This is a genomic window from Algibacter pacificus, assembly GCF_008033385.1.
Classification (GTDB): Bacteria; Bacteroidota; Bacteroidia; order Flavobacteriales; family Flavobacteriaceae; genus Algibacter; species Algibacter pacificus.
On the sequence record NZ_ML701731.1, the window covers coordinates 125,228 to 149,250 of the forward strand.

Genomic DNA, 24,023 nt, shown 5'->3' on the forward strand with positions numbered 1-24,023 from the left:
GAGGTGTTTTTTTACTTTTTCTTAATAGTTGGGCTTAAATTTAATTCATCTTTAATTAAATATCGTTTTTTATTAGGTCTGTTTCGTAAAATAATTTCACCTAAAAAGCCTGCAACAAAAAATTGTGTACCAATGATCATGGTTGTAAGAGCAATGTAAAATTGCGGACGTTGAGTAATTAAACGTCCGGCTCGATCTAAAAATAATTTATCGATACCAAGGTAGAGTGCAAAAGCGAAGCCAATGGCAAACATAATAAAGCCTAATGCCCCGAAGAGGTGCATGGGGCGTTTTCCAAAGCGTGATAGAAACCAAATAGTAATTAAATCTAGAAAACCATGGATAAAGCGGTCTATGCCAAATTTAGTTTCGCCGTATTTTCTAGCTTGATGCTGAACAATTTTTTCACCAATTTTAGAAAAGCCAGCATTTTTAGAAAGCACAGGGATATAGCGGTGCATTTCGCCATTAACATTAATGTTTTTTATAACGTCTTTTTTGTAGGCTTTTAGTCCACAGTTAAAATCGTTTAGTTTAACACCCGATGTTTTTCTAGCCGCCCAATTAAATAATTTTGAAGGCAGATTTTTGGCAATTACAGAGTCGTAGCGTTTTTTTTTCCAGCCAGAAACTAAATCGAAACCATTGGCTATAATCATATTATACAGTTCGGGTATTTCATCTGGACTATCTTGTAAATCAGCATCCATGGTAATAACAACGTTTCCTGTGGCTTTATCAAAGCCGGCATGTAAGGCTTGTGATTTTCCAAAGTTTCGTAAAAACCGAATGCCTTTTACGTTTTGGTTTTTAGCTGAAAGGTTAGAAATTATGTTCCATGATCCATCGGTACTACCATCATCTATAAAAATAATTTCGTACGAAAAACTGTGAGATTGCATAATGCGTACAATCCAATCGTGTAATTCGGTTATGGATTCTTCTTCATTAAGTAGTGGTATAACTACTGATATATTCATGTATATATTTTCAAATAATAAAGTTCAAAAATACAGAAATTATTCCTTGTTCGGGTTGTTTTTTTTCAAAGCAGCGGCAACAATTAATCCTATAATAGCAAAGAATATTAAACTTTGCGCTAAAGACTTAATTTGGGTACCAACGGCAAAGGTGTCTTGTTTTTCAATTTCATCAACCGATTGAGCTATGGCTTCTACTGGGGCGTTCATGTTTTTCATAAACGATTCGGTATTGCTTATCAGGATGTTTTTTATTTCAATAGCAGCATCGGTATCAATAAAATTAAATAAGAATACGGTAAAAACAGTGCTTATTATCACGCCTATGGCTACTGTTATAAAATAAGAAGAGAAAGTCTCTTTAAAGGAAAGAAAACCATTAAAAGCACTTTTTATTTTAGCTGTGGCAAAAACACCGTAGCCTATCACTGTTAAAGGTAAAACTAATAACATAATCCAGTAGTTTACCAATAAGTTTAGGTTTATTGCATAGGCTATAAGTGTAAAAAGCGAAAGACCAAGGCCTAAATAAAGACCGTAATTTGTAGCTATAGATTTTATTGTTTTTTCCATATTATGTTTTCATTAAATAGTTTTAAGTACACTATTAGTGTTCAAAGGTAATAAAACGTTACATTTGCGGGGATAAAAATATATTAAAAAAAAGTGTTGTTAATTTATAAATTTTACTTAAATTTGCACTTCTAAAATTGAAAAGAATAAAAGCATTTAGCGATGAGAAAAGGTATACACCCAGAAAATTATAGATTAGTAGCGTTTAAAGATATGTCTAATGAAGATGTGTTTATTACTAAATCTACAGCAAATACAAATGAAACTCTTGAGGTTGACGGTGTTGAATATCCATTAATAAAAATGGAAATTTCTAGAACATCTCATCCTTTTTACACTGGTAAATCTAAATTAGTAGATACAGCTGGTCGTATTGATAAATTCAAAAACAAATACGCTAAATTTAAAAAATAAATTTAGTTTACATTTATAAAGAGAGCCTTCATATTTAATATGCAAGGCTTTTTTGCATATTTATATTTTGGTGACTATAATTATAGTAACTCCCTTTTAGTTTGTTATAACTACTTGAAACGGTTTGTGTTTTAGTGCTGGTAATAAAAGTATTTACAAGAGCTTCTTGAATTTCTTTTGTTTTAAATTTTTGCTGTTTTTCTGTTTATGATATTGCTGTAAGTTTAGTGCAAAAAAAAGCCTTAACTTTTACATTAAGGCTTTCGTGTTTATATTGGAATTCTTATCCGTTCATTGAGATTAGGAACTCTTCGTTGTTTCTAGTTTGTTTGAAACGTTCGTTAATAAATTCCATAGCTTCCACAGGATTCATGTCTGCTAGATATTTACGCATCACCCACATACGTTGTACGGTGTTCTCATCGAGTAAAATATCATCGCGACGTGTGCTTGAAGAGGTTAGATCGATTGCAGGGAAAATTCTACGATTAGAAATTTTTCTATCTAATTGCAGTTCCATATTACCGGTTCCTTTAAATTCTTCAAAAATAACTTCGTCCATTTTAGAGCCTGTTTCGGTAAGTGCTGTGGCAATAATAGTAAGTGATCCTCCGTTTTCAATGTTTCGAGCCGCACCAAAGAAGCGTTTAGGTTTGTGTAGTGCATTGGCATCTACACCTCCACTTAATATTTTGCCAGAGGCGGGTTGTACAGAGTTGTAGGCACGTGCCAGTCGGGTAATAGAATCTAAAAGAATTACAACATCGTGACCGCATTCTACTAGGCGTTTTGCTTTTTCTAAAACAATATTGGCAATTTTTACGTGTTCGTGAGCTTCTTTGTCAAAGGTAGAAGCAATAACTTCTCCACGTACATTTCGTTGCATATCGGTTACCTCTTCCGGACGTTCATCAATTAATAAGATCATTTGATAAACCTCTGGGTGGTTTGCTGCAATGGCATTGGCAACATCCTTAAGTAACATGGTTTTACCCGTTTTTGGTTGCGATACAATCATACCACGTTGTCCTTTACCTATAGGCGCGAACAAATCCATAATTCTAGTGGATATCGTACTTTGACGACCAGCTAAATTGAATTTTTCTTGAGGGAATAAAGGGGTTAAATGTTCGAAAGCTACGCGGTCTCTTACTACGTTGGGATTTTGGCCGTTAATTCTTGTAATCTTAATTAGGGGAAAGTATTTTTCGCCTTCTTTTGGAGGACGTACCTGACCTAACACAGTGTCTCCAACTTTTAAACCGAATAAGCGAATTTGAGATTGCGATACATAGATATCATCTGGAGAGGATAAGTAGTTATAGTCTGACGAGCGTAAAAAGCCATACCCATCTTGCATAATATCTAAAACCCCTTCGCTTTCAATAATAGCATCGAACTCAAAATCTGGATCGCGATAGCGATTACGGGTGTCTTTATTACCATTATTTCCAGCGTGGGTATTGCCGTTTTTTTGGTTTTTATTTTGTTGATTGTTTTGCTCGCGTTTTGGTTGTTGTTTTGGTCTTGGGTTTGGCTGATTATCGTTTTTTCGATCCTTTGGTTGCGGGCGGGTTCTTGGTTTAGGTTTGTTATCGGTTTTAACCTCTACCTTTTCGGGTTTTTGTTCAATGTCTTTTTCAACTACAGGTTCTGCTGGTTTTGATTTGGGCGCTGTTTTAGAGGTTTTAGTATCTAAATCTGCAGTGCTTGTTTTTTTTGGTGTTGGTTTTTGTACTCGTTGCCTAGGTTTTCTTTGTTTTGGTTTATCAGAAACCGGTTTTTCTTCTGGTTTATTTGTGGTAACAACAGCATCTACAGCTTTCGGGTCTGATGCTTGCGTGTCTAATATTTGATAAACTAAATCTAATTTTTTTAAAGAACGATACTTTGGAACGCTCAGTTTTTTTGCAATCTCCTGTAAGTCAGTGAGCTTTTTTTCTTTTAATTGTGAAATTTCAAACATCGATGTATTTTGAATGTTATATATTGAATATAAAATTATGTTTTTTTGAAAAAATGAATTTTTATTCTGAAGAATTAACAACCTGTTATTGCGGTTGTTGGGAATTAATACTGCAATTATACAACTTTATTTTAATTTTTTAGTGTATTTTTTTAAAGAAAACCATTATTTTTGCCAAGTAATTAGTAAAAAAATATGTTACAACGTATACAAACCGTTTATTTATTAGTGGCAGCAGTAGTATCGGCTGGATTAATTTTTGTGTTCAACTTATGGACTACAAGCGTTGGTGAACTTGTTTTTGCTAAAGATTATATGCTGTATTTTGGCCTTTTTTTGGGTTCGGCGATATTGTCTATAATTTCTATTTTTATGTTTAAAAACAGGAAGCTTCAATTTGTTTTGGGGCGACTAAACATCATATTAAACTTTATTTTATTAGGATTTTTTGTGTATCAATCACTAAATTTATCTGGAGAGACGGCGGTTTCAGAGAAAGGTATTGGCATGCTGCTCCCTCTTGTTTCTATCGTGTTATTGGCATTAGCCAATAAGGCCATCAAGAAGGATGAAGAGCTCGTAAAATCTGTTGATCGATTACGATAGACCTAACATCTTAGTAGTATTAGTGCGTTAAAACTCCGAAGTGAAAACTTCGGAGTTTTTTAGTTTAACAGTTTAGAGTTGTAAATTATAATCCTTATTTTTTTTCGATAAATATTTGTTTTTGTAAGAAATTGTTGTAAGGTTGTTTTTTTCGTTATTTTTTAATTTATTTAGAGTTAAAAGGTTTTTTATTTCGCTAAAGTGTTAAATTTTTTTAATTTGTAGCCTTTTTATTCTTTTTTTTAAATATGCTTCACTATTTTTGAAACAAGTTATTAACCAATAATAAAAGATACTATGAGAAAAAAACTACTTTTAGGCTTATTTTTAGCCATGGGGATTACAGCAACAAGTTTTGCGCAAATGACAGAAACCCACACCGTAAAACCAAGTGATGGGGGAACCACATCTATAGAAATAAATGATACCGTAAGATTTGATGATGGGGATATTTTAAACCTTCTTAACCTTGGGATATTAGATGTTAATTTACTCGTAAAGATAGAATGTACCAGTGCGCCTGCGGGAGTAAATAAAAATGATTATTCACAACAAACTGTTTTAACACTTTCAGTACTTCAAAATATTTTGGACGCGATACTAAATGTTAATCCGCTTTCTGGTTTATTAGGCTTTAATGATCTTGTTTTTAGTGAAGCAGAAGGGGATTACGAATTTACTTTGAGTCGTGTTGATCCTGCACTAATTGGTTCAGGTACGTTAACTGAGTTAAAAGATTTTACTATTGAGGTTGGACCTGAAGGTACGCTTGGGCTTGGTAATGTAGAGGGTACACCAGAATTTTCTGTTGTGAGTAAAAACGGAATGGTTACCGTTAATAATGTAAATGATAGCGAAGTTACAGGTATGTCGGTTTACAGTCTTTCTGGGGCTCAAATTTATAAGTCTAATAAAGCTGTATCATCCATAGATTTAAGTGCTGTATCAGATGGTGTATATGTATTGTTAGTGCAAGATGGAGCGTCTACAACAACTAAAAAGTTTGTGAAGAACTAAATTAATAGTTAACTTAATTTTATAGAAACCACCTAATATTGTTTTTTTAGGTGGTTTTGTTTTTTCTACCAATAAATCTAATTACAGAGGCGGTGCCTTTGTGAAAAAGACCTTCGGCTAACTCAACTTGTTGTTCTTCGAGTAAAATAATTTCAAAATCGGGGAAATCTTTTTCAATCGTTTCTTTTGTAAATAGGAAGTCTTCATTTTTTGGTCCACCTATGTTTGGGTTTTTTTCTCTAAGTTTTAAATTGTTTTTACTAAAACCTTCCAGTATAATCATCCCGTTTGGTACGATTAATTCACTAATTTTTTTATGATATTTAGATAATAATGTTGGTGGGAAATGAGCAAAAATTAGAGCAGCACAGTTGTATGTTGTGTTTATGATGTCGAGATCAAAAAAGTTACCAACGGCGTAGTTAATGGTTACATGTTCTTGTTGGCATAATTTTAGAGCTTTGTTTTTACCTTCAATACTAATATCAAAAGCGGTTACCTCTAGTCCTTTTTTTGCTGCGTAAACGGCGTTTCTTCCTTCGCCTTCCGCTGGCAGTAAAATTTTTCCTTTAAGGTTGTATGCGTTAATGGTATTCTTAAAAAAAGTATTCGGTTCAATGCCGTAGGCGTAATCTTCAGAAGCATAGCGTTCATCCCACATATCTTTCATTTTATTTATTATTATAAGATTAATTTATTTTGTTTAAATGCTTGGCTAAAAACACGCCCATGCTAGCACAAGCTTGTAATAGATAGCCACCTGTTGGAGCATCCCAATCAAGCATTTCCCCAATACAAAATGAATTGGGCATATTTTTTAATTCAAAATTCTTGGTAACAGCGTTCAAGTCGATACCGCCAACGGTAGAAATGGCTCGGTCAATTGGTGCTGTGTTTTGTATGACTAGCGGGAATTTTTTGATGTTTTTTATTAATAAGTCTACATTTAAGTACTCTTCTTTAGATAAATAGGTTTTTAATAAATCGATTTGAGCCCCACTTAACTTGAGTTCTTTTTTTAAGATTTCAGAAATGTTTCTATATTTTGATTCTTTTATTTTAGAATTTAGCTTTTCTAAATTTAAAGAAGGTTTAAAATCGATAAAAATAGCCGTTTTTGAATTTTTAGCTAGCTGTGCTCTAATTTGTGGACTTAGCGCGTAAATAGCATTTCCTTCTAGTCCAAATTTTGTAATAACGACTTCTCCTTTTTGGGTGCTATTATTACAAGAAATCGCAATGTTTTTTAATGGTGTGCCTTCGTGTTGTTTAAGAAACGAAGGTTTCCAACCTATTTGATAGCCGCAGTTGGAGGCTTGAAAAGGTTTTGTTTTAATGCTTTTTTCCGTAAAGGTATTAAGCCAATCTCCTTTAGATCCTGTAATTTTCCAGCTACTTCCGCCTAAAGAAAAAACGATATAATCGGTTTGTATGGTTTTATTATTAATTATAGGATTTTTGTTAGAATCCCATCCAGAAAAAAGGTGTTCATATTTAAATACAACGTCTTTTTCATTCAGAAAATTAAGAATTGCCGTAAGTACTTCAATAGGTTTAATACCTGCTTTTGGATATACTCTTTTACTACTTCCTATATATGTTGGAATGCCTATTTTATCAAGCCAATCTCTAAAATCGGAATTGGTGAAATTAAGTAGGGCTTGTTCTAAAACATCATGTGGGGTGTAGCGTTTAATGAATGGGTTAATGGGTTCGGAATGTGTTAAGTTGAAGCCTCCTTTACCCGCAACCAAGAATTTTCGCCCTGCGGTTTTGTTTCTTTCATAAATAGTGATATCAAATTTTTCGGTATCAAGAAAAGCAGCTAGTAAAAAAGTTGAAGGTCCAGCACCTATAATAGCAATTTGTTTTTTCATGAAATAAAAATAGGGATTATTAGATTTTTTTTAGATGTTAATGATGGCTATTTTCTGTTCCTTTTTTTTGCTAGATTATCCTAATCAAACTCATGAGGTTTTTTTAAAAATGATAGTTAAATGGTTTAATATTAACTATATGCTGATGTAATCTTGAGTGTTTTTAAATTTGAAAAGTATCCTTTATATTGAATTTTACGTAAAGCATGGCTGTGTTTTTTATTGGGTATTAAACGAATTTACTGCTTTTTTGTAAAACTTAAAATATTCTTCGTCGCGTCAAGTTTCGTTATAAATATTTATTAATTCCTAACGGAAGAATATATTCTTGTTAAGAATTAAAAATAAAAGCTAAACTTCTGTATAAAAGAAGGTTATTGATATATTGATAGACTACCTTTGCAGAAAATTGTTAAGTTAACATTTTTAACTAAAAAAAGAAAAGAAAATAATGAATACAATATTCACAGATGCTAGTTTTCAGAATATGACAAATGTAGCAAACCGATATGGAATAAGTGTTAATGCGGTTACAGATTTAACCCAAGCGCTTATGCAAAGTAATGGAACCATGGCGCAATTTAATATTCCAGAATTGGGTGGTGGTGGCCAATGGATGCAAGGCGGTATGACCATGGTAGGCGATATGTTTAACAATCAACTTAAATCTACTGTAGATGGACTTTGTATTGAACTATCAAATTTGATAAATCAAGGCGGAATTCAATATAAACCATTACCGAAAATACAAAATCAAAATGGATTTCAGTCGGGATCTGCTAATTGGTGGGGCGATTTAGGGTTTCCTAATTCTACAGGGAGCCAAAACGGAACAAGTTATGCTATTTTTTCGAATATAGGGCGTTTAGCGATTCAACAAAACGGAAAAGTAACCGTGTTTGATACTTTAGATAATCAAATAGGGGGTATTGGTCAGCAACAAGGCGGAAATTACTCTGTTACATTTACTAGTCAATATGGTACGGTAGATTTAAATACATTGCCTATTGTTTCAGGAGGCGAGAACAAACCAATGCCACAGCAGCAACCGGAGCCGATAAATAATAATAATGTACAACAAAATCAGCCAGAGCCAATGATTACAGAACAGGCTCCTGTAAGTACCAATAGCGCTAATATTAATTCCAATAATAATGCTTTGGAAGAAGATATTTTTATGAAAATAGAAAAGTTAGCAGCTTTAAAAAATAAAGAGATCCTTTCGGTAGAAGAGTTTGAAAATAAAAAAGCCGAATTATTAAGCAGATTGTAATAGTAACCGCTTTTTATTTTAAAGTTCCATTCACTGAATCTATTTATATTCTGTGAATGGAACTTTTTAATTTTATATGTTTTTGAAAAAATTGTGTATCTGTTTAGATTTACAAATCTACCTGAGCATTTTGTGTTTTTACAAATTCTAAATGATCTTCAATTTTAAATTCCGAAGGTTTAAAAGTATTACTTCTAGTACGAGATTGCTCTTGTCTTCGAATACTTCTCGCAAAACGACGTACGCTTTGTTCGGTATCTAAAATAATACCTGGAACGGTCACGTTTTTACCATTTTCATCTTTAGCAACCATAGTGAAATAACTCGAGTTACAGTGCTTTTTTTCGCCTGTTTGAATGTTTTCCGATTCTACACGAACCCCAACAACCATAGAGGTTCTCCCTGTATAATTTATTGAAGCTTTTAAGGTGAGCAATTCTCCAACATCGATAGGATTTAAAAAATCTACTTTATTAACAGAAGCCGTAACGCAATAATGACGGGAATGTTTTGATGCACAAGCAAATGCAATTTGATCCATTAAATTAAGAATATACCCTCCGTGAATTTTTCCACTAAAATTGGAGTTCGACGGTAACATAAGTTGGGTAATGGTAATTTGCGATTCTTTTGGATGTTTAAACATAAATTAGATGGCCTTAAATTATAGCTATTAGTTTTGAAATATATTCTAAAATTAAAAATATATGAAATCTAATTTATAAAGGTATTTAATTTTTAAGAAGTTCTAAGCAAATCGACTTTCAAAAAATGATTTTCGCAATGATTATTTTTTTGCTTTAGGAATACAATAATGCTAAAAGGCGAATTATAACAGCAATGAATTAATTTAATTCATCTTCCTGAGCGCGTTTAATGATAGCTTCGGGTAAGGCTTTTTTAGCTTTTGCACCCATTTTTTTAAGTTTTTCCACGCTAGTAATTATATTACCTCGGCCGTCGACTAATTTATTCATGGCAGCAGAATAATCGGTTTTAGCCGCATCTATTTTTTTTCCAACGTTGGTTAAATCTTTCACTAAGCCTTCAAATTTATCATAAAGCGCACCGGCTTGTCGGGCAATTTCAATGGCGTTTTGTTGTTGTTTTTCGTTATTCCACATGCTATCAATAGTACGAAGCGTTGCCAATAGGGTAGAAGGCGTGACAATAACAATATTTTTCTCGAAAGCTTTGTTGTAAATAGAGTTATCTTCATTTACAACCACCGCAAAAGCAGGTTCTATAGGGATAAAAAGTAATACAAAATCGGGAGATTCTATATCATATAAATCCTGATAATTTTTAGCTGAAAGTTGATCGATATGGCGTTTAATGGAATTAATATGTGCTTTTAAAAATTGTGGTTGCTCTTCCAGTTCTGCATTTACAAAACGCTCGTAATCGGTTAAAGATACTTTACTGTCGATAATCATTTTTTTACCGTCGGGTAGATTTAAAACCACATCGGGTAAAACGCGAGAACCATCTTCCAAAGTAAAACTTTGCTGCACAAAATATTCGCGATCTTTCTCTAATCCCGATTTTTCCAAAACACGCTCCAATACCAACTCGCCCCAATTACCTTGCATTTTACTGTCGCCTTTTAAAGCGCGCGTTAGGTTGGTGGTTTCTTTTGTCATTTGTTGGTTTAAATCTTTTAAACCTAACAATTGCTCTTTTAAAGCGGAATGCATACTAATACTTTCCTTTTGGGTTAAATCGACTTTTTGTTCAAAAACTTTAATTTTCTCTTGTAGCGGATTTAAAATATTACTAATGTTTTCTTTATTTTGAAGGGTGAATTTCTCCGATTTTTCATCTAGTATTTTGGTGGCTAATATTTCAAAATCTTTACGCAATTGCTCTTGGCGTGCTTCTAGTTCGGCATCTCGTTTTTGGTTTAGAGTTTGTAGGTTTTCGAATTCTGTATTTCTTCGTGCTAATTCAGCATTTAAAAAATCTTTTTCACGACGAATATTTTCACGCTCGTTTTCAATTTTAGAAATGGTTTCTTTTAATTCGGAAATTTGAGCCGTGCTAACTTGGTCTTGTTTTAGTTTTTCGCTTTGAGTGTATTGTTTAAAATCGTCGAATTGTTGCTGTAAATTAGTATGGCTCGCTTCGAGTGTACTTTTTTCGCTTTTACTTTTAAGTTTGGTGAAAAGCATGCCTAAATATCCACCTATTATAGCAGAAATTAAGATGGCGAGTATGAGGATGATGTTGTCGTTCATTTTGAAAAAAATCTTGGGATAGAATCATCTTGTTCTTCTATTTTTTAATAGAAGTTCTTAATTTTAAAAACGATGATACTATCATTTATGCGTTATCAAAAATACAATCATTTAATTCAAATTAAGGAAATAAAAATAATTTTTAATTGGGGGAGTGGGGTTTGTAATCACAGATTTTACAAATTAAAATTAGAATACCAATTGGTTAATTCCGTTTATAGTAATTTACTAGTTTTAAAGTTTCGTTATAAATTCCGTTAACGAGTTTTTTTGCAATTTTAGTACCTGCTTTTTCTCGATAGTATTTATAAATCTTTTCGAGCTCTTTTTGTGAAAAATCTGTCCAAAATAATTTTAATTCCATTTGTCAATATTGGCTTTCAATTCGCTAGATTCTGTTAGGCGACCATTTTCTGAATCTTCCATAGATGTATCAATCCGAGAATTAAATTCCTCAATTGTCATAGGTTTTAAATCTCCATTATCGGAGTTTTTATTTTCTTTTTTTAGGATTTTTTCAAGTCGCGAAATAACATCTTCACTTTGAATTTTCAAGAACTCTTGAATAAATTCCAATTTTCTTGTTTGTAAATCCATTTTATTAGCTTTTTATTAAAGATACGAAAATATCAATTTAATACTTTATTTTGTTGAATGCAGGACGGGGTTATAGTTTGAAGAAAAGAATAGTTACGGTTTTACCTTCCCAGTTTTCCTAATAAAATCAGATACAACCAGCAAGCAAAAACTTATTGATTAAGTCCGAAATTTAGCCGGTATTTTTATACACCCGATTTGTTTTGGCTTGTTTTCAGTAAGTTGAAATACTTAAAGATAATATTTTAAATGAAGATTTAAAACCATTTTTGCATAAGAGTTTAGGTTTGAATCTTCCTTTTCGGAAAAGAAATCTGCCGTTTACTTCTTCACCCGAAAACTCCCAGTATCTTTATCAAAATTAATTAAATCTTTCGGGAAAAGCGATTCAAAAACACCTTGTTGTATAAGTTTGCAGGGTTGATTGGAAACTACGGTTCCGGCATTCATAACAATCATAGTGTCACATAATTGAATGGCTAAATCTATTTCGTGAGACGAAAACAGAATGGTTTTGCCTGTGTCTTTGGATAATTTCTGGAGTAATTTTAGAATATAAGCTTTGTGATACATATCGAGATGCGAGGTGGGTTCATCAAGAATAATTAAGTCGGTATCTTGAGCTAAGGCACGCGCAATCATCACTTTTTGTAACTGGCCATCGCTCAATTCGAAACATTTTTTGTGTTGTAAATCTTTAATATTAGTTTGAAGAATGGCTTTGTTAATTATGGAGGTATCCAGTTCCGATAAATTACCAACCCAATTGGTGTAAGGTTGTCTGCCAAGTGCAATTAATTCAAAAACAGATAAATTTTTCGAGGCTATTTTTTCGGTTAAAACCAAACTCAATACTTTCGCTAAGTCTAAAGGATTATAATCTTGAATAGATTTTTTATTAATAAAAACAGCACCAGATAGCGGTTTTTGCACGTTGGTTAAAGTTCTGAGAAGTGTCGATTTCCCAATACCATTGGCACCAACAAGACCTATTAATTCTCCTTTTTTTAATTCAATATTTATGTTTGAAGCTACAACGGTTTCGGTTTTTTTAGAAGCATAACCAATAGATAAATCTTCGGTTTTTAAAATGATATTTGTGGTTTCTTTTTTCATTCTGTTTTATAAATTCCTCTATCCTCTATCCTCTATCCTCTATCCTCTATCCTCTATCTTCTGTCACCCGTCTTTTTTTTTCCATTAAAACACCATACCTCGTTTTCTAACCAATAACCAAATCACTACGGGCGCACCAATTAAAGCAGTAATGGCATTGATTGGTAAGGTGTAATCGCTATTGGGTAATTGCGAAATACTGTCGCAAATAAGCATAACAATACCGCCAAGTAAAAATACGGCAGGCAGTAATATTTTATGATTGGAGCTGTTAAAAATTTGACGTGTTAAATGCGGAATGGCTAAACCAATAAAAGCGATAGGGCCAGTAAAAGCCGTGATGGTTCCAGCTAGTAAACTGGTTGCAATAATGATAATTAATCGGCTTCTTTTAATATTTAACCCTAAACTTTTGGCGTAATTTTCACCTAAAAGCAAGGTGTTTAATGCTTTTATGGAAAACACACTCGCAAGAAGTCCGATAAGGTAAATGATAAGAAAAATAACCAAATCGCTCCAAGATAAATTTCCTAAACTACCAAAGCCCCAAAACACATATTGTTGTAATTGTTGTGCCGATCCAAAATAGGAAAGCACACTAACAATAGCGGCGGTTATGCTAGCAAACATAAGTCCGATAATAAGTATCGCCATCGTGTCTCGCACTCGTGTAGACACAATTAAAACGGAAAGTAACACTAAAAAACTACCTAAACTGGCAGCAATAACAATGCTCCATTTTGTTACAAAAAACGATGCGAAAACACCACCAAATACACCCGAACCTAAAATAACTAAAGCCACACCCAAACTCGCGCCCGAACTTATACCGAGCACAAAAGGACCCGCCAATGGATTTCTAAATAAGGTTTGCATTAATAATCCGGAAATTCCTAATCCTGAACCCACAATTATAGCGGTTATAGCTTTGGGTAAGCGGTAATTTAAAATAATATGTTGCCAACTTTCTTGTGCTACACCGTTATTTAAAAGGCTATTAAAAACAGCTTTAAAAGGAATGGAAACGGAGCCTAAACTAATATTCATAAAAAAGCAGAGCACTAAAATAAGTGTTAATGCAAGAAAAGAATATTTGTAGGTTTTGCTCATTTGTTAGGGGTATATTTACTTTAAACGTTCAAAAAAATAAAGATCGTAATCTTTAAGTAATTCGGGATGACAAATTTTTATTAAATCTTTTAAAACTAAATCGGGTCTGCTCATACCTAATTCAAAATATAAAACACCACCAGTATCTCCTGTGGTATTGGTAGACGAATAGATGTTTTTGTTTTTAAAGGCTTTAAATTCGGCATTATGTGCACTGGCATTTTTTAGATGCTCTAAACTTGAATAATTGGATGGACTTAACCAAATATCGGCGTTTTGAGCTTTTATAAAAACAGACTCAAAATTAAGTTGTAAACTTCCTGTGCCTTCGGAGTCTTGCCATAAATAATTGGTGTTGGCATCTTTTAATAATTGCGCTTCGGTACTGGTTCCGTTAGGTAAATACCAAATATCATTATGCATGGCACCACTTAAAATGGTGGGTTTGTTTTTTACTTTGGCGGCTATTTTTTTAGCAGTTATATATTCTTTTTCAATGGTATTAAAAATAGAATCGGCTGCTTTTTCTTTGTTATACAGCACGCCAAAAAACTTTATCCATTCGGCTTTCGCTAGTGGAGAGGTTTCCACCCAATCTCCATTGTAGAGTACAGGGATTCCGGCTTTTTCAATAAGATCTAAAGATTTATTGTTGCCATCAATTCCAAAACCAACGACTACCTCTGGATTTAATTCCAATAAAACTTCGGTATTTATACCTTCATTTTTACCCAATTCTCTTACGTTTCCACTATCAATTCTAGCTCTTATTTTTTTAGAAGAGACATATTCTGTTCCAGGGAAACCGACCAAAGTTTTTTCTTCACCTAAAAGTTCTAAAGCTGGAATATGTGTTGTAGAGGTGACTACTATATTTTTTATAGGGGTAATAATGATCGCGTTATAGTCATTTTTTAAAAAACTGGTTTTCGCAGCGTTTTCTTGACTAATGCATACATAACGATACGTTTTTTCTGCTTTTGGCCATGGGTTTTTAATCTCTAAAACCTGATAAGTATTGTAATCTTTAATAGTAAAACCTTTGGCGTATTTTAGTGTTCTTTCTTTTGCCTTGGGAATTTTAATACTTGTTTGTTTCTCTTTTTTACACGAAATAAAACCTATAAAAAGAACAAGTAAAATGTAGAGAAAAGACTTTTTTTGTAACAATAGTAACATTTAGGTTGATTAATTTTTTTAAGTTTATATAAAATTTCTGTTATGAGAAACGGTTCAAATTTAACGATATATATAGTAGGAGGTATTATTATCCTGCATTTTTTAGTTGGTTTTATCTACCTAGTTTATAAATTGAATAAGAAAAAGTAAAGGGCATGTATTAAACAAAAGCCGAACATGATATTATTGTTCAGCTTTTGTTACTATTATAAGTTTTTAACTTCTATATAGGGTTTATAGTAGGTTTAAATCTGCTATTCCCGTTACTTCTGTAGAAAGTTCTCCTAACCAACCCATATTGGCTTGAATACCTGTTTGGATTTTTATAAAATCGATTCCCGTTAAGTTGACTGTATTTCCTTCTGAATCTATTGCTGAAGCAATATCTATTTCATCGCCACCAGGTGTGTTATCTGCATAACCAGAATCAAAAGAATTACTTTTAATCCAGGTTGGGTTACTCATGTCGATATTAATATCTGGTAAAAGTGTTCCTGTAATAGTATATGAATCTTCTGTTACAGATTCTGGGTAATAGGCTTGAGTGTTATAGGCATTTGTTGCAATAACACCGCTATTTCCTTCGCTATCGGTCCATGGCACATCATCTGTGTCCGCATCTGGCTTTGTGTAAGTGACGCTATAATTTTTTATGGTTCCCTCTAATTCATCTGCAGCGCCTTTAATTTCATACCAAGTATCATCTGCAATACCGTTAGCATTTTCATCTTGCATCACCCATATTACGCCAGGCTCGGCAAAACCACTCATAGCATTTCCGTACACTATGATATCATTGCTGTCTTCAGTATTTAACACGGTATGATCGAAAGCATAAGAGACAGCGCCTCCCCAGCCTCCTAAAGTTACCATTCCTTTTTTACCTTCAAGTGTTTGTGCAGCTTCAAGAGTACCAAGCGAGGTGTTTATTTTTTGTCCTGGAGCTGGTAAGTAATCTAATAAAGTGGTGACATACATATTGCTGTCAACTGTGGTTGAGCGGATTTTAGCATCGACAACAATTGTATAATCGAAGGTGTATTCGCCAGCTTCATTAAAGGCTTTATATGATAAAACATATTCGCCAGAGGTTTCAGGAATAAATTCATAAGTCGATGTTGAAGATACCACGAGGTCCGCTAGAGTCCATGTTTCTTCATAGTCAAATTTATTTAAGTTTTCTGCTGAAAAATTAAGCGTTTCCCCCATAGAAATGACGAGGTTGTTGCTTGCTTCTGATAATTGAATTTCTGGAGCAATAACATCGTCTTCAGAAGAACAAGATACGCTTATCATAGCTACCAATGCTGGGATGATAAATAATAAACGTGGTTTTAAAATGGTAATAAATTTAGTCATGAATTTTGATTTATATAATTAATATGTGAATACAACTTTGTTAGGAATATCTCCTGTTTCTACTTCCCATTTTAGAACACCATCTGCGGAAAAGCAGTAAAGACTTCCTGGTGTCACATAATCTTTAGCATCAGTAATTAGGATGTCTTTGGTTTCGGGATTGATATATATTCCGTAAGGGATTTTAATAAGTGTTTCGTTACCATCTTTAATAATCGACCCGTCTAAAACGGTTTCAGTGGTGGTATCTAAAGTGTTATAAGAAATCGTGTTTTCTCCTGTTTGATAGCTAAATTCTGTGCTGAAAATGTAAAGCATGTCATTAAAAAATGTCATGTTACTTACTGCTAAATCAAAGGTTTTTTTAACAGTTTCAGTTTCTGTATCCACGACAAAAAGTTTGGATGCTGTTTCAAAATAATCGCCTCGTGAAGAAACGTAGAGATCACCTTCGTTATCAATTTGAATACGGTGCAGATTAATGGCGACTTCAATACGTTTTGTTTCGGTAAAGCTATCAATATCTATTACAGAAACAGTCGATTCGTAATCTGGTGCGCTATAGCCGCCAGAGTTGGCTACATAAATTTTATCGTTATAAGCTACTAATTCTTCGGGTTGTCTGCCCACTTCCACAGAACGGGTAATACTTAAACTAGTGGTATCTATTTCTACAACTTTGCCATTTGCCGCATTAGGATCACCAATGCTTCCAAGGTAGGTGCTTAAGTAGGCTTTTCCATTATAGAACGTCAGGTATCGTCCGTTATCTATATCGATTTGTTTCAGTCTTTTACGAGTGTTTACATCTAAAACTTCAACTTTATTTGAGGCATTAACTACCACATATAATTTAGAACCATAGATACCCATATCATTCCCTACATCGCCCAAACCACCTACGGCTTCGGGGTTTGCAGCTTTAAAAACTTCTTTGTCGTAAATCCCTGTTTCGTAATCCATATAATCTAAGGCGGCCTTGTTCATAGACATATTGCCTTCGTTTAATAGAAAGAAGCCTTTAACTTCATCCGATGATTCTGTGGGTACTTCCGTAGCTGGTTCTTCATCTAGTGGATCATCGGTACGGCAGGCGTTAAAACTGAATAATAAAGCAATAAGCAGTAGGGTTTGTAAATTTAACTTGATGTTTTTCATAATGTATAATTTAAAGAGAATCGGTATGATCTTCCTGGCATCGGAAAATTTTTAATAACAGTATATTGTTGATTGAAAGCATTGTTTACTTCCATTTTAATTTTTAACGGATTTTGTTTTAAAAACAAGGTGTAGCCTAAGCTTAAATCGTGCGTGTACCAAGGTTGTAAATAGTTGGAATTAATATTGGCCTTTTGGCTATACCTTTCGCCAGTGTAAATAAAACTGTAATTAAATTCAAGCTTATTATAATCGAGCATGGCACTTAAACTCCCACTGTGTAATGGGATATAAGGTATTTGATCGCCGTAATTACTTGTGCCTTTGGTAACATCTATAGATTCTTGATAGGTGTAGCTTAAGTTGGTTCTATAATGAATTTTTTTACCTAAATTTCCCGCTGCTTTTATCGTGGTTTCTATACCGGTAGTTTCTACTTTTCCTAAATTAAGCATAGACCAGCGGAATAAGTTAGTTCCCGGTACCGCTACAATTTTATTTTCTATTAAGTTTTTATAAACATCGGTTTGAATATCGAAAGCGATGTTTTTAATTTCAGGTTGAAAAGAAAATCCGAAGTTTATTTGAGTGGCATCTTCTGGGTCTAAAAAAACATTGCCAACAAAGGTGTAATACAAATCGTTAAAGGTGGGGAGCCTAAAAATTTTCTTATAAAAAGCTCTAAGTCTAAATTTTTCTGAAGCAAAAGGTTGCCAATTCACCATAAGGGCGGGCGTGTATTTTTGTAAATCTTCGGCAGATTCGTAATACTCAACATCATCATTAACTGTTGTGCTTAATAAACTGGCTTGGATGTGAACTTTATCAAAATTAAAATCGGTTGCCAATGCGTTTAATAGGGTTAATCTTTTTGGGTATGCAAACCGATATAAATTAGCTTCCATGGTATTTTTTTGAACATCGGTAGCCAAGGAAATATTCCAAAATGGACGAATTTTAACCGTGTTTACCAAAGAGGCATAATATTCTTTTTGGGTATAACGGTTATCTAATTCGCCATCGGTTGTAATAATTTCGGGGTCTACATACCGCGAGTAGTTTTTGGCGTACTTTCCTCTAAATACAATAAAATAGAAATCGTTTATATGGTGGGTGTATTCCCCTTGTAGAAAATTGTTTTTATCCCATAAACGTTGCGGACGTTCGAATCTGTTGGCTACAATAGTACCAGGTAAACCACGTTCCGAATCGTAATGATAATACTTAAGGTTCCAGTTGGTTTTTGTACCCTGCTTGCCGTATAAAGATGCTTCTAGTCTTAAGGCTTCAACATCAGCGTTTTTTCTAACGGCAATAGTATCATAAGTGTCGTTGCTATATTCAAATTTATATTCGCCATTCGCATTGGTGTACTCTGTACTAAAGCGCGCGCTTAATTTGTTATTAATTTTAAAATCGAAATCGACTGCCGGATTAAATAAACCAAAAGACCCTGATTTTAAACTTACATTGGTTTGTAGTTTTTTATCTTCTGAAAATTCAGGGGTTTTAGATTGAAGATAAATACTATTGGAAGATGCATAGGATTTTGCCGATTGATTTAAATCTGAACGCTGGCCTTGATAAAGGGCTATCGCTTCCATATTCTGTAAAGAATATTTACCTAAATCTATTTGACCATTTTGCGCATTTCCCAACTGAACACCATCATAAAAAACACCGGTATGTTGCGATCCCATACTTCTAATGTTAATGGTTTTTATACCACCAATTCCGCCATAATCTTTTAGCTGAACACCGCTAAAGAAACGGATAGCATCTGCAACGCTATTGGTGCTTAAACGGCTTAATGTATTACCGGTTAATTCTTGTACGGGAGCGGGTGAAAAATGACTGTTTAACGGTTCTGGATTTAGATATCTTTTAGATTGTAATAAATATATTTTATCTAATGAAACCGGTATTATAGAATCTTTTTCTTGAGCGTATAAAGTTGATGAATTATTGAAACCAATACTCATATAAACAAACAGAAAGCAATGTAAAAAAGAAATCCTCATACTTTGTTTTTAACAAACGAGGACAGAACAATAGAAGTCCTGCGTATCTAAAACATTAAAAATGTAAAAGATAGACAGATATCTAATTCTAGCTTCAATCCCCGAAAGCTTATTGAATTATTATAAAAATGGCAGGTATTCTGACTTGCTTCTTTCACCCGGTCTTCCCTTTCTAAGAAAAGTGACCACACTTGGGGTTTCAGTTTTTAAGCTTACAGCTGCGGGACAGTTTTAGAGTTGCACTAAATTCCCTTTTTAATGTCAAGTTGTTACACTCGACAACCATTTTTAGTTAAAAATAAAGTGCAAATATATAGAATTAATTAGTTAACAACACCCCATTTTTATTAAACTTATTGAAGTTTTTTTGTTTAAAATTTCAGAAGAATAAATAGTTATAAAAACATGATTTATGTCCTATTTTTAATGATTTTTTATTTATAAAATTGGGGCAGCAGCATATTCGTATTAATTTTAATGATATTAAATATATTGAAGCTCAAAAAGAATACGTCGCTTTACATTTAGTGAATGGAGAACCTGTAAAAACCTTACTTCGTCTTAAAAATATTGAAGACATTTTGCCTAAGGAATATTTTATGCGAATTCACCGTTCTTTTATTGTTAACCTCAATCATATTGTTACCGTCGAGCGGAATAGAATTATTTATAGTCGAAAAGAATTTATCGTGGTTAGCGATACCTATCAAGAGGATTTTAAGAAGTTTTTGAATAAAAATTTTTTCAATTGAAATTTCGTTGATTGAAAGTTGCCTTCTATTGATTTCTTTCTTTTTCTTAGCATTCATTTTAGATCTTTATATCAGTTAAATTTAAAATATAGCGTTATGAAAAATAGTATTAAAAAAGAACTGGTGGTATTAATTGTATTTGTTTCCGTTTTCTATACGGCCGCGGCACAAATTACATATCCTATTGTCGACACGAATGTTTCTGAATTTTATAGCAACAATAGAGTGATTTCAGAACCCAATGAAGGCGAGGCGTTTTATGGGCAAGATGGTACATATACAGGAAATCAACCCTCATATACCGATAATGGCGACGGCACTATTACCGATAATGTAACGGGATTAATGTGGGAAAAAGATATGGGTGAAAAAATGACCTATGAAGCCGCTTTTTCCAAAGCCCAACAATCTAATTTAGGCGGGCATTCGGATTGGCGTGTGCCAACCATTAAAGAGTTGTATTCCTTAATTTTGTTTACTGGTCAGGTTAAAGGCGCAAAATCCAATAAGTTATTTATTGATACCGATTATTTTATTCAACCTATTGGAAATACAAATATTGGAGAACGCGAAATTGATGCACAAACCTGGTCGTCCACGGAATATGTAGGTTTAACTATGCATAGTGATAAAACCATTTTTGGAGTTAATTTTATTGATGGTCGCATAAAAGGATATCCTAAATTTAAGAAAAGAACCCAAACAGCAAATACCATGTATTTTCGTATGGTTAGAGGGAATACAGACTACGGAAAAAATAATTTTATAGATAACGGCGATGGGACGGTAAGTGATTATGCTACAGGATTAATGTGGCAAAAAGCAGATGATGGCAAAGCACGAGATTGGGAAGGGGCATTAGCCTATTCAGAAGATTTGGAACTTGCCGGTTATACCGATTGGCGATTACCTGATGCTAAAGAATTACAAAGTATTGTAGATTATTCTAGATCGCCGCAAACCACAAACTCTCCTGCTATCGATCCTGTTTTTTCAACTACTGAAATTAAAGATCCCGAAGGGAAATCTGGGCAATATCCATTCTTTTGGACTAGTACCACACATTTAGATGGTGTAAATCCAGCAGCAGGTGCCGTGTATATTGCTTTTGGCGAAGGACAAGGGAAAATGCGAAATACGCTTATGGATGTGCACGGGGCTGGATGCCAAAGAAGTGATCCTAAAAGTGGAAATAAAAACCAATATCCTAAGTATTTCGGGCCTCAAGGCGATGTGAGGTATGTTTACAATTATGTACGAAGTGTTCGTACTATTAAACTTTAATGTTTCTGTTTAAAAATCTCTTAATATTAAATATAATATAAAAATGAACTTGCATTTTTCTAAACCGGCACTAAATCGCAATACCAAACGCCATAGTTATCGGCAGTACAAACGGAATCATCATTGCCTTTTGGCGCATCATATTCGCGATATACTTTTTCGCCAATGGTAAAAGGAATGGGGTTTTTAAAAATAGGACCATCGAAACAAAAGGTGTGAAATTCGCCGTTTTCGCCGCAAGGATCTACACCTTCGGGTAAATTATCTATAAAATGCTCATCGATAATAGTACCCACAAAATCTTGATCGAAAAATTTAGAGTTTGCACAAACTACAATGGTTTTAAACCCTAAGTTTAAAAACTCGGTAAGTAATGTTTTGGTGTCTTTTTTCCAAATAGGAAAAACCGTTTTTATATGATGTTTAGCTAGATTATTTTCGCGATAAGTACGTAAATCTTCCAAAAATATATCTCCAAAAGCACTGTGGGTAAAACCGTTTTGTTTTAGTTGAGAAACCGTATTAAGCATAACCTCCTCGTAGGTTTCCATGCTTGGCATTTCGGGGAGTTCTATTAAACTGGCTTTAATATTTATGGCATTAGTTTGGGCTAAAAGTAATTCCTTTCTAAGGCCGTGCATAGACACCCGATTGTAATGGCTATTTACAGTTGTAATTAATTGCTCAACGCTATAGTTTGTATCTTGTAATAAATAATATAAAGCTAAAGCGGAATCTTTTCCCGAACTCCAATTAAAATAGGTTTTGTGTTTTTGCATTATTTAGATAAAAAATCGGCATTAATATACATCTCATTTTTAAATTTATTGGTTATTAAGGGGGCTTTTAAAAGTGTTGCATCTGTTTGGGTTTTAGATGCTGTGTTTTTTGCTGAAATCGCTCTAATATCATCTAAAGCCGCTTTTAAAACCGCTTCATTTTCGTCTCCAAAAGCCAATGTGTTGTTCCAGTATTCGTATTCTATAACTTCGGCAATATTAGGCTCAAAACCAGAGGTGTAATCACTTTCTCCATTTTTATTGAATATTTGAAAAACTATGGGTTGCATGGCGTTTAAATGTGTTGAGTTTGCCGTACTTCTATTTAAATAATCGGAATCTGGAGAATCATACAAGGTAATGGAACCCACATTTTTTCCGTAGGTTGTCGTTCCAATGCGGTTTACAGGAATGTATGGTAATAGTCCGTTTATAATCATTTCACTTGCCGATGCGGTATTGCCCGATGTTAATACATAAAGCTGGTTTAATGTTGTTAACCTATTTATGCTTTGTTCGCCTGTTTTGTCGCCACTAGAATTATAGACATTTAAGGTGTTCTCAAAGTTGTAATACCCATTTTCGGCGTCGTGTTTACTGTTAAAAATTAATTCGGCAAAGCGTTCTGTGTTGGCGTTGGCGTAAATCATACTCGCTAAATAAGCCGATGTTTCTACCGATCCGCCACCGTTTAGTCTTAAATCCAGAATAAGTTCGGTAATGTTTTCAGATTTAAAGAACGCAAAGGCATCATTTAATTCGTCGTTATACGATGATGTAAAACCGTTATACACTAAATAGCCCACTTTTTTTCCGTCGATATTATCGAATACTTTTGTTAAATAAACCGGGTTTTCTGAGATAATTTCCGCTGTAATGGTTTTGTCTTCTATAGGAGTTAAAACACCGTTGTTTTCTGAAACAAAAGATAGAGTAACGCTATCTTGATATAATCCATTTATAGCGTCGCTATAGGTTGAGGAGGTTAATGTGGTGCCATTAATGGCGTTTATAATATCGCCTCGTTTTATGCCGGCAGCACTGGCTGGCGAATTATCGGTAACGTAACGGACATAAAGGATGACGTTGCCGTCACCATCAATTTGGACACCTTGAGGTTGTAATCCAAAGGATTTGCTAATACCTTGAAAAGCATTTTCTTGTTCGATATAATCTTCAATAAACCATGAAAAACGATCAATAACATCCGTTTGATAAATAAGGCTATAAAATAAGTCTTCTGGTGTTGAAAAGCTGCTTAAATAGGATCTGTAAGTACTGCTATTTTCGGTTTTAGAATCTGCTAAATCTGGAACTTCCGTTTGCCAATTGTACCAAGAATTCATGGCTTTCCAAACAAAATCGTTTAAGTTTTCTGTTTGTTGTGCTTCGGAAACAATAATGTCGTCTTTATCCTCAAAACAACTCACTGTTGTTAATGCTAATGAAAGCAATAGGAACAGGGTTTTTATATTTTTCATGTGCTAACTAATTAAATGGGAATACATTTTAAAACTCTAAATTTAGGTACATTATTGTGTAATAAAAAATAATGTTAATAGTTTAGACAAGATTTGGAGGCAGACCTTACGTTAGGGATAGCAGTGGAAAGCCCACAGTAAGCTCGATGATAATCGAGATTGCGAGGACTTGTAGCGTATAGCCCGACCCTTTGTAGCTTTTGCGGAAAAGGGGAACGCCCAAATTAATTTTAAATTATTTACT

23 protein-coding genes and 1 riboswitch are annotated in these 24,023 nt (G+C 33.7%); of the genes, 6 read left to right on the forward strand and 17 right to left on the reverse strand.

The window, feature by feature from the left end:
- Nucleotides 1-11: 11 nt before the first annotated feature.
- Together FQU21_RS00490 and FQU21_RS00495 are read right to left on the reverse strand one after the other, a co-directional pair.
- On the reverse strand, nt 12-980 hold the full coding sequence (locus tag FQU21_RS00490; RefSeq protein WP_147676060.1) for a glycosyltransferase family 2 protein: 969 nt from the start codon (nt 978-980) through the stop codon (nt 12-14).
- Between the two features lie 39 nt (nt 981-1,019).
- On the reverse strand, nt 1,020-1,553 hold the full coding sequence (locus FQU21_RS00495; RefSeq protein WP_147676061.1) for a DUF4199 domain-containing protein: 534 nt from the start codon (nt 1,551-1,553) through the stop codon (nt 1,020-1,022).
- 162 nt (nt 1,554-1,715) lie between these two features.
- On the opposite strand from FQU21_RS00495, the gene FQU21_RS00500 reads away from it, so the two are divergent.
- Nucleotides 1,716-1,967, forward strand: coding sequence for a type B 50S ribosomal protein L31 (locus tag FQU21_RS00500; RefSeq protein ID WP_147676062.1), 252 nt, complete (start codon nt 1,716-1,718; stop codon nt 1,965-1,967).
- A gap of 283 nt (nt 1,968-2,250) precedes the next feature.
- Here FQU21_RS00500 and rho read toward each other — a convergent pair whose 3' ends face one another.
- Entirely contained in the window at nt 2,251-3,933 is a 1,683-nt protein-coding gene (gene rho / locus FQU21_RS00505) for a transcription termination factor Rho (RefSeq protein WP_147676063.1), read from the reverse strand.
- Nucleotides 3,934-4,128: 195 nt separating this feature from the next.
- Between rho and FQU21_RS00510 the strand changes: the two genes are divergently transcribed.
- Both FQU21_RS00510 and FQU21_RS00515 read left to right on the forward strand, forming a co-directional pair.
- Nucleotides 4,129-4,539: a DUF4293 domain-containing protein gene (locus tag FQU21_RS00510; RefSeq protein WP_147676064.1), complete on the forward strand. Its 411-nt coding sequence runs from the start codon at nt 4,129-4,131 to the stop codon at nt 4,537-4,539.
- Nucleotides 4,540-4,836: 297 nt separating this feature from the next.
- Nucleotides 4,837-5,556, forward strand: coding sequence for a T9SS type A sorting domain-containing protein (locus FQU21_RS00515; RefSeq protein ID WP_147676065.1), 720 nt, complete (start codon nt 4,837-4,839; stop codon nt 5,554-5,556).
- Between the two features lie 46 nt (nt 5,557-5,602).
- On the opposite strand, the gene FQU21_RS00520 is transcribed toward FQU21_RS00515, so the two are convergent.
- Nucleotides 5,603-6,226 carry a class I SAM-dependent methyltransferase gene (locus FQU21_RS00520; protein WP_147676066.1) on the reverse strand — a complete coding sequence of 208 codons (624 nt, stop codon included), beginning with the start codon at nt 6,224-6,226 and terminating at the stop codon, nt 5,603-5,605.
- Between the two features lie 19 nt (nt 6,227-6,245).
- Nucleotides 6,246-7,433: a BaiN/RdsA family NAD(P)/FAD-dependent oxidoreductase gene (locus FQU21_RS00525; protein WP_147676067.1), complete on the reverse strand. Its 1,188-nt coding sequence runs from the start codon at nt 7,431-7,433 to the stop codon at nt 6,246-6,248.
- Nucleotides 7,434-7,884: 451 nt separating this feature from the next.
- Here FQU21_RS00525 and FQU21_RS00530 point away from each other — a divergent pair, with 451 nt between their 5' ends.
- Nucleotides 7,885-8,706 carry an SHOCT domain-containing protein gene (locus FQU21_RS00530; RefSeq protein WP_147676068.1) on the forward strand — a complete coding sequence of 274 codons (822 nt, stop codon included), beginning with the start codon at nt 7,885-7,887 and terminating at the stop codon, nt 8,704-8,706.
- Nucleotides 8,707-8,815: 109 nt separating this feature from the next.
- Here FQU21_RS00530 and FQU21_RS00535 read toward each other — a convergent pair whose 3' ends face one another.
- The 10 genes from FQU21_RS00535 to FQU21_RS00580 all read right to left on the reverse strand — a co-directional run bounded on the left by FQU21_RS00535 (nt 8,816) and on the right by FQU21_RS00580 (nt 19,483).
- Entirely contained in the window at nt 8,816-9,352 is a 537-nt protein-coding gene (locus FQU21_RS00535; protein ID WP_147676069.1) for an acyl-CoA thioesterase, read from the reverse strand.
- Nucleotides 9,353-9,551: 199 nt separating this feature from the next.
- A complete protein-coding gene (rmuC, locus tag FQU21_RS00540; protein ID WP_147676070.1) occupies nt 9,552-10,943 on the reverse strand; it encodes a DNA recombination protein RmuC in 1,392 nt (463 codons plus the stop codon).
- A 205-nt stretch (nt 10,944-11,148) separates the two neighbouring features.
- Nucleotides 11,149-11,307, reverse strand: a complete 159-nt coding sequence (locus tag FQU21_RS00545) for a type II toxin-antitoxin system RelE/ParE family toxin (RefSeq protein WP_187269291.1) — start codon at nt 11,305-11,307, stop codon at nt 11,149-11,151.
- Nucleotides 11,298-11,540, reverse strand: a complete 243-nt coding sequence (locus tag FQU21_RS00550) for a hypothetical protein (protein WP_147676071.1) — start codon at nt 11,538-11,540, stop codon at nt 11,298-11,300. The genes FQU21_RS00545 and FQU21_RS00550 overlap by 10 nt, the downstream gene beginning before the upstream one ends.
- Nucleotides 11,541-11,861: 321 nt before the next feature.
- On the reverse strand, nt 11,862-12,656 hold the full coding sequence (locus FQU21_RS00555) for an ABC transporter ATP-binding protein (RefSeq protein ID WP_147676072.1): 795 nt from the start codon (nt 12,654-12,656) through the stop codon (nt 11,862-11,864).
- Between the two features lie 84 nt (nt 12,657-12,740).
- The gene (locus FQU21_RS00560; protein WP_147676073.1) at nt 12,741-13,766 is read right to left on the reverse strand and encodes a FecCD family ABC transporter permease; all 1,026 of its coding nucleotides are present in this window, start codon (nt 13,764-13,766) and stop codon (nt 12,741-12,743) included.
- Nucleotides 13,767-13,781: 15 nt separating this feature from the next.
- Nucleotides 13,782-14,945 (reverse strand): ABC transporter substrate-binding protein, encoded by a 1,164-nt coding sequence (locus FQU21_RS00565; protein WP_147676074.1) that lies wholly within the window; start codon nt 14,943-14,945, stop codon nt 13,782-13,784.
- Nucleotides 14,946-15,179: 234 nt separating this feature from the next.
- Nucleotides 15,180-16,304: a cell surface protein gene (locus tag FQU21_RS00570; protein ID WP_147676075.1), complete on the reverse strand. Its 1,125-nt coding sequence runs from the start codon at nt 16,302-16,304 to the stop codon at nt 15,180-15,182.
- 18 nt (nt 16,305-16,322) lie between these two features.
- Entirely contained in the window at nt 16,323-17,462 is a 1,140-nt protein-coding gene (locus tag FQU21_RS00575) for a YncE family protein (protein WP_246124699.1), read from the reverse strand.
- A complete protein-coding gene (locus FQU21_RS00580; RefSeq protein ID WP_147676076.1) occupies nt 17,459-19,483 on the reverse strand; it encodes a TonB-dependent receptor plug domain-containing protein in 2,025 nt (674 codons plus the stop codon). The genes FQU21_RS00575 and FQU21_RS00580 overlap by 4 nt, the downstream gene beginning before the upstream one ends.
- 113 nt (nt 19,484-19,596) lie before the next feature.
- Nucleotides 19,597-19,785: riboswitch (cobalamin riboswitch) on the reverse strand.
- Between the two features lie 144 nt (nt 19,786-19,929).
- Here FQU21_RS00580 and FQU21_RS00585 point away from each other — a divergent pair.
- Both FQU21_RS00585 and FQU21_RS00590 read left to right on the forward strand, forming a co-directional pair.
- Nucleotides 19,930-20,235, forward strand: a complete 306-nt coding sequence (locus FQU21_RS00585; RefSeq protein ID WP_187269292.1) for a LytR/AlgR family response regulator transcription factor — start codon at nt 19,930-19,932, stop codon at nt 20,233-20,235.
- Between the two features lie 96 nt (nt 20,236-20,331).
- Entirely contained in the window at nt 20,332-21,519 is a 1,188-nt protein-coding gene (locus FQU21_RS00590) for an Lcl C-terminal domain-containing protein (protein ID WP_147676078.1), read from the forward strand.
- A 59-nt stretch (nt 21,520-21,578) separates the two neighbouring features.
- Here FQU21_RS00590 and FQU21_RS00595 read toward each other — a convergent pair whose 3' ends face one another.
- A complete protein-coding gene (locus FQU21_RS00595; RefSeq protein ID WP_147676079.1) occupies nt 21,579-22,298 on the reverse strand; it encodes a Dph6-related ATP pyrophosphatase in 720 nt (239 codons plus the stop codon).
- A complete protein-coding gene (locus FQU21_RS00600) occupies nt 22,298-23,779 on the reverse strand; it encodes a S41 family peptidase (RefSeq protein ID WP_147676080.1) in 1,482 nt (493 codons plus the stop codon). Before FQU21_RS00600 ends, FQU21_RS00595 begins: the two co-directional genes overlap by 1 nt.
- Nucleotides 23,780-24,023: the final 244 nt, after the last annotated feature.

What these genes read in the sequence shown, in the direction of transcription:
- FQU21_RS00490 (WP_147676060.1), bottom strand. Translation starts at nt 980, where the DNA reads ATGAATATATCAGTAGTTATACCACTACTTAATGAAGAAGAATCCATA.
- FQU21_RS00495 (WP_147676061.1), bottom strand. Translation starts at nt 1,553, where the DNA reads ATGGAAAAAACAATAAAATCTATAGCTACAAATTACGGTCTTTATTTA.
- FQU21_RS00500 (WP_147676062.1), top strand. Translation starts at nt 1,716, where the DNA reads ATGAGAAAAGGTATACACCCAGAAAATTATAGATTAGTAGCGTTTAAA.
- rho (WP_147676063.1), bottom strand. Translation starts at nt 3,933, where the DNA reads ATGTTTGAAATTTCACAATTAAAAGAAAAAAAGCTCACTGACTTACAG.
- FQU21_RS00510 (WP_147676064.1), top strand. Translation starts at nt 4,129, where the DNA reads ATGTTACAACGTATACAAACCGTTTATTTATTAGTGGCAGCAGTAGTA.
- FQU21_RS00515 (WP_147676065.1), top strand. Translation starts at nt 4,837, where the DNA reads ATGAGAAAAAAACTACTTTTAGGCTTATTTTTAGCCATGGGGATTACA.
- FQU21_RS00520 (WP_147676066.1), bottom strand. Translation starts at nt 6,226, where the DNA reads ATGAAAGATATGTGGGATGAACGCTATGCTTCTGAAGATTACGCCTAC.
- FQU21_RS00525 (WP_147676067.1), bottom strand. Translation starts at nt 7,433, where the DNA reads ATGAAAAAACAAATTGCTATTATAGGTGCTGGACCTTCAACTTTTTTA.
- FQU21_RS00530 (WP_147676068.1), top strand. Translation starts at nt 7,885, where the DNA reads ATGAATACAATATTCACAGATGCTAGTTTTCAGAATATGACAAATGTA.
- FQU21_RS00535 (WP_147676069.1), bottom strand. Translation starts at nt 9,352, where the DNA reads ATGTTTAAACATCCAAAAGAATCGCAAATTACCATTACCCAACTTATG.
- rmuC (WP_147676070.1), bottom strand. Translation starts at nt 10,943, where the DNA reads ATGAACGACAACATCATCCTCATACTCGCCATCTTAATTTCTGCTATA.
- FQU21_RS00545 (WP_187269291.1), bottom strand. Translation starts at nt 11,307, where the DNA reads ATGGAATTAAAATTATTTTGGACAGATTTTTCACAAAAAGAGCTCGAA.
- FQU21_RS00550 (WP_147676071.1), bottom strand. Translation starts at nt 11,540, where the DNA reads ATGGATTTACAAACAAGAAAATTGGAATTTATTCAAGAGTTCTTGAAA.
- FQU21_RS00555 (WP_147676072.1), bottom strand. Translation starts at nt 12,656, where the DNA reads ATGAAAAAAGAAACCACAAATATCATTTTAAAAACCGAAGATTTATCT.
- FQU21_RS00560 (WP_147676073.1), bottom strand. Translation starts at nt 13,766, where the DNA reads ATGAGCAAAACCTACAAATATTCTTTTCTTGCATTAACACTTATTTTA.
- FQU21_RS00565 (WP_147676074.1), bottom strand. Translation starts at nt 14,945, where the DNA reads ATGTTACTATTGTTACAAAAAAAGTCTTTTCTCTACATTTTACTTGTT.
- FQU21_RS00570 (WP_147676075.1), bottom strand. Translation starts at nt 16,304, where the DNA reads ATGACTAAATTTATTACCATTTTAAAACCACGTTTATTATTTATCATC.
- FQU21_RS00575 (WP_246124699.1), bottom strand. Translation starts at nt 17,462, where the DNA reads ATGAAAAACATCAAGTTAAATTTACAAACCCTACTGCTTATTGCTTTA.
- FQU21_RS00580 (WP_147676076.1), bottom strand. Translation starts at nt 19,483, where the DNA reads ATGAGGATTTCTTTTTTACATTGCTTTCTGTTTGTTTATATGAGTATT.
- FQU21_RS00590 (WP_147676078.1), top strand. Translation starts at nt 20,332, where the DNA reads ATGAAAAATAGTATTAAAAAAGAACTGGTGGTATTAATTGTATTTGTT.
- FQU21_RS00595 (WP_147676079.1), bottom strand. Translation starts at nt 22,298, where the DNA reads ATGCAAAAACACAAAACCTATTTTAATTGGAGTTCGGGAAAAGATTCC.
- FQU21_RS00600 (WP_147676080.1), bottom strand. Translation starts at nt 23,779, where the DNA reads ATGAAAAATATAAAAACCCTGTTCCTATTGCTTTCATTAGCATTAACA.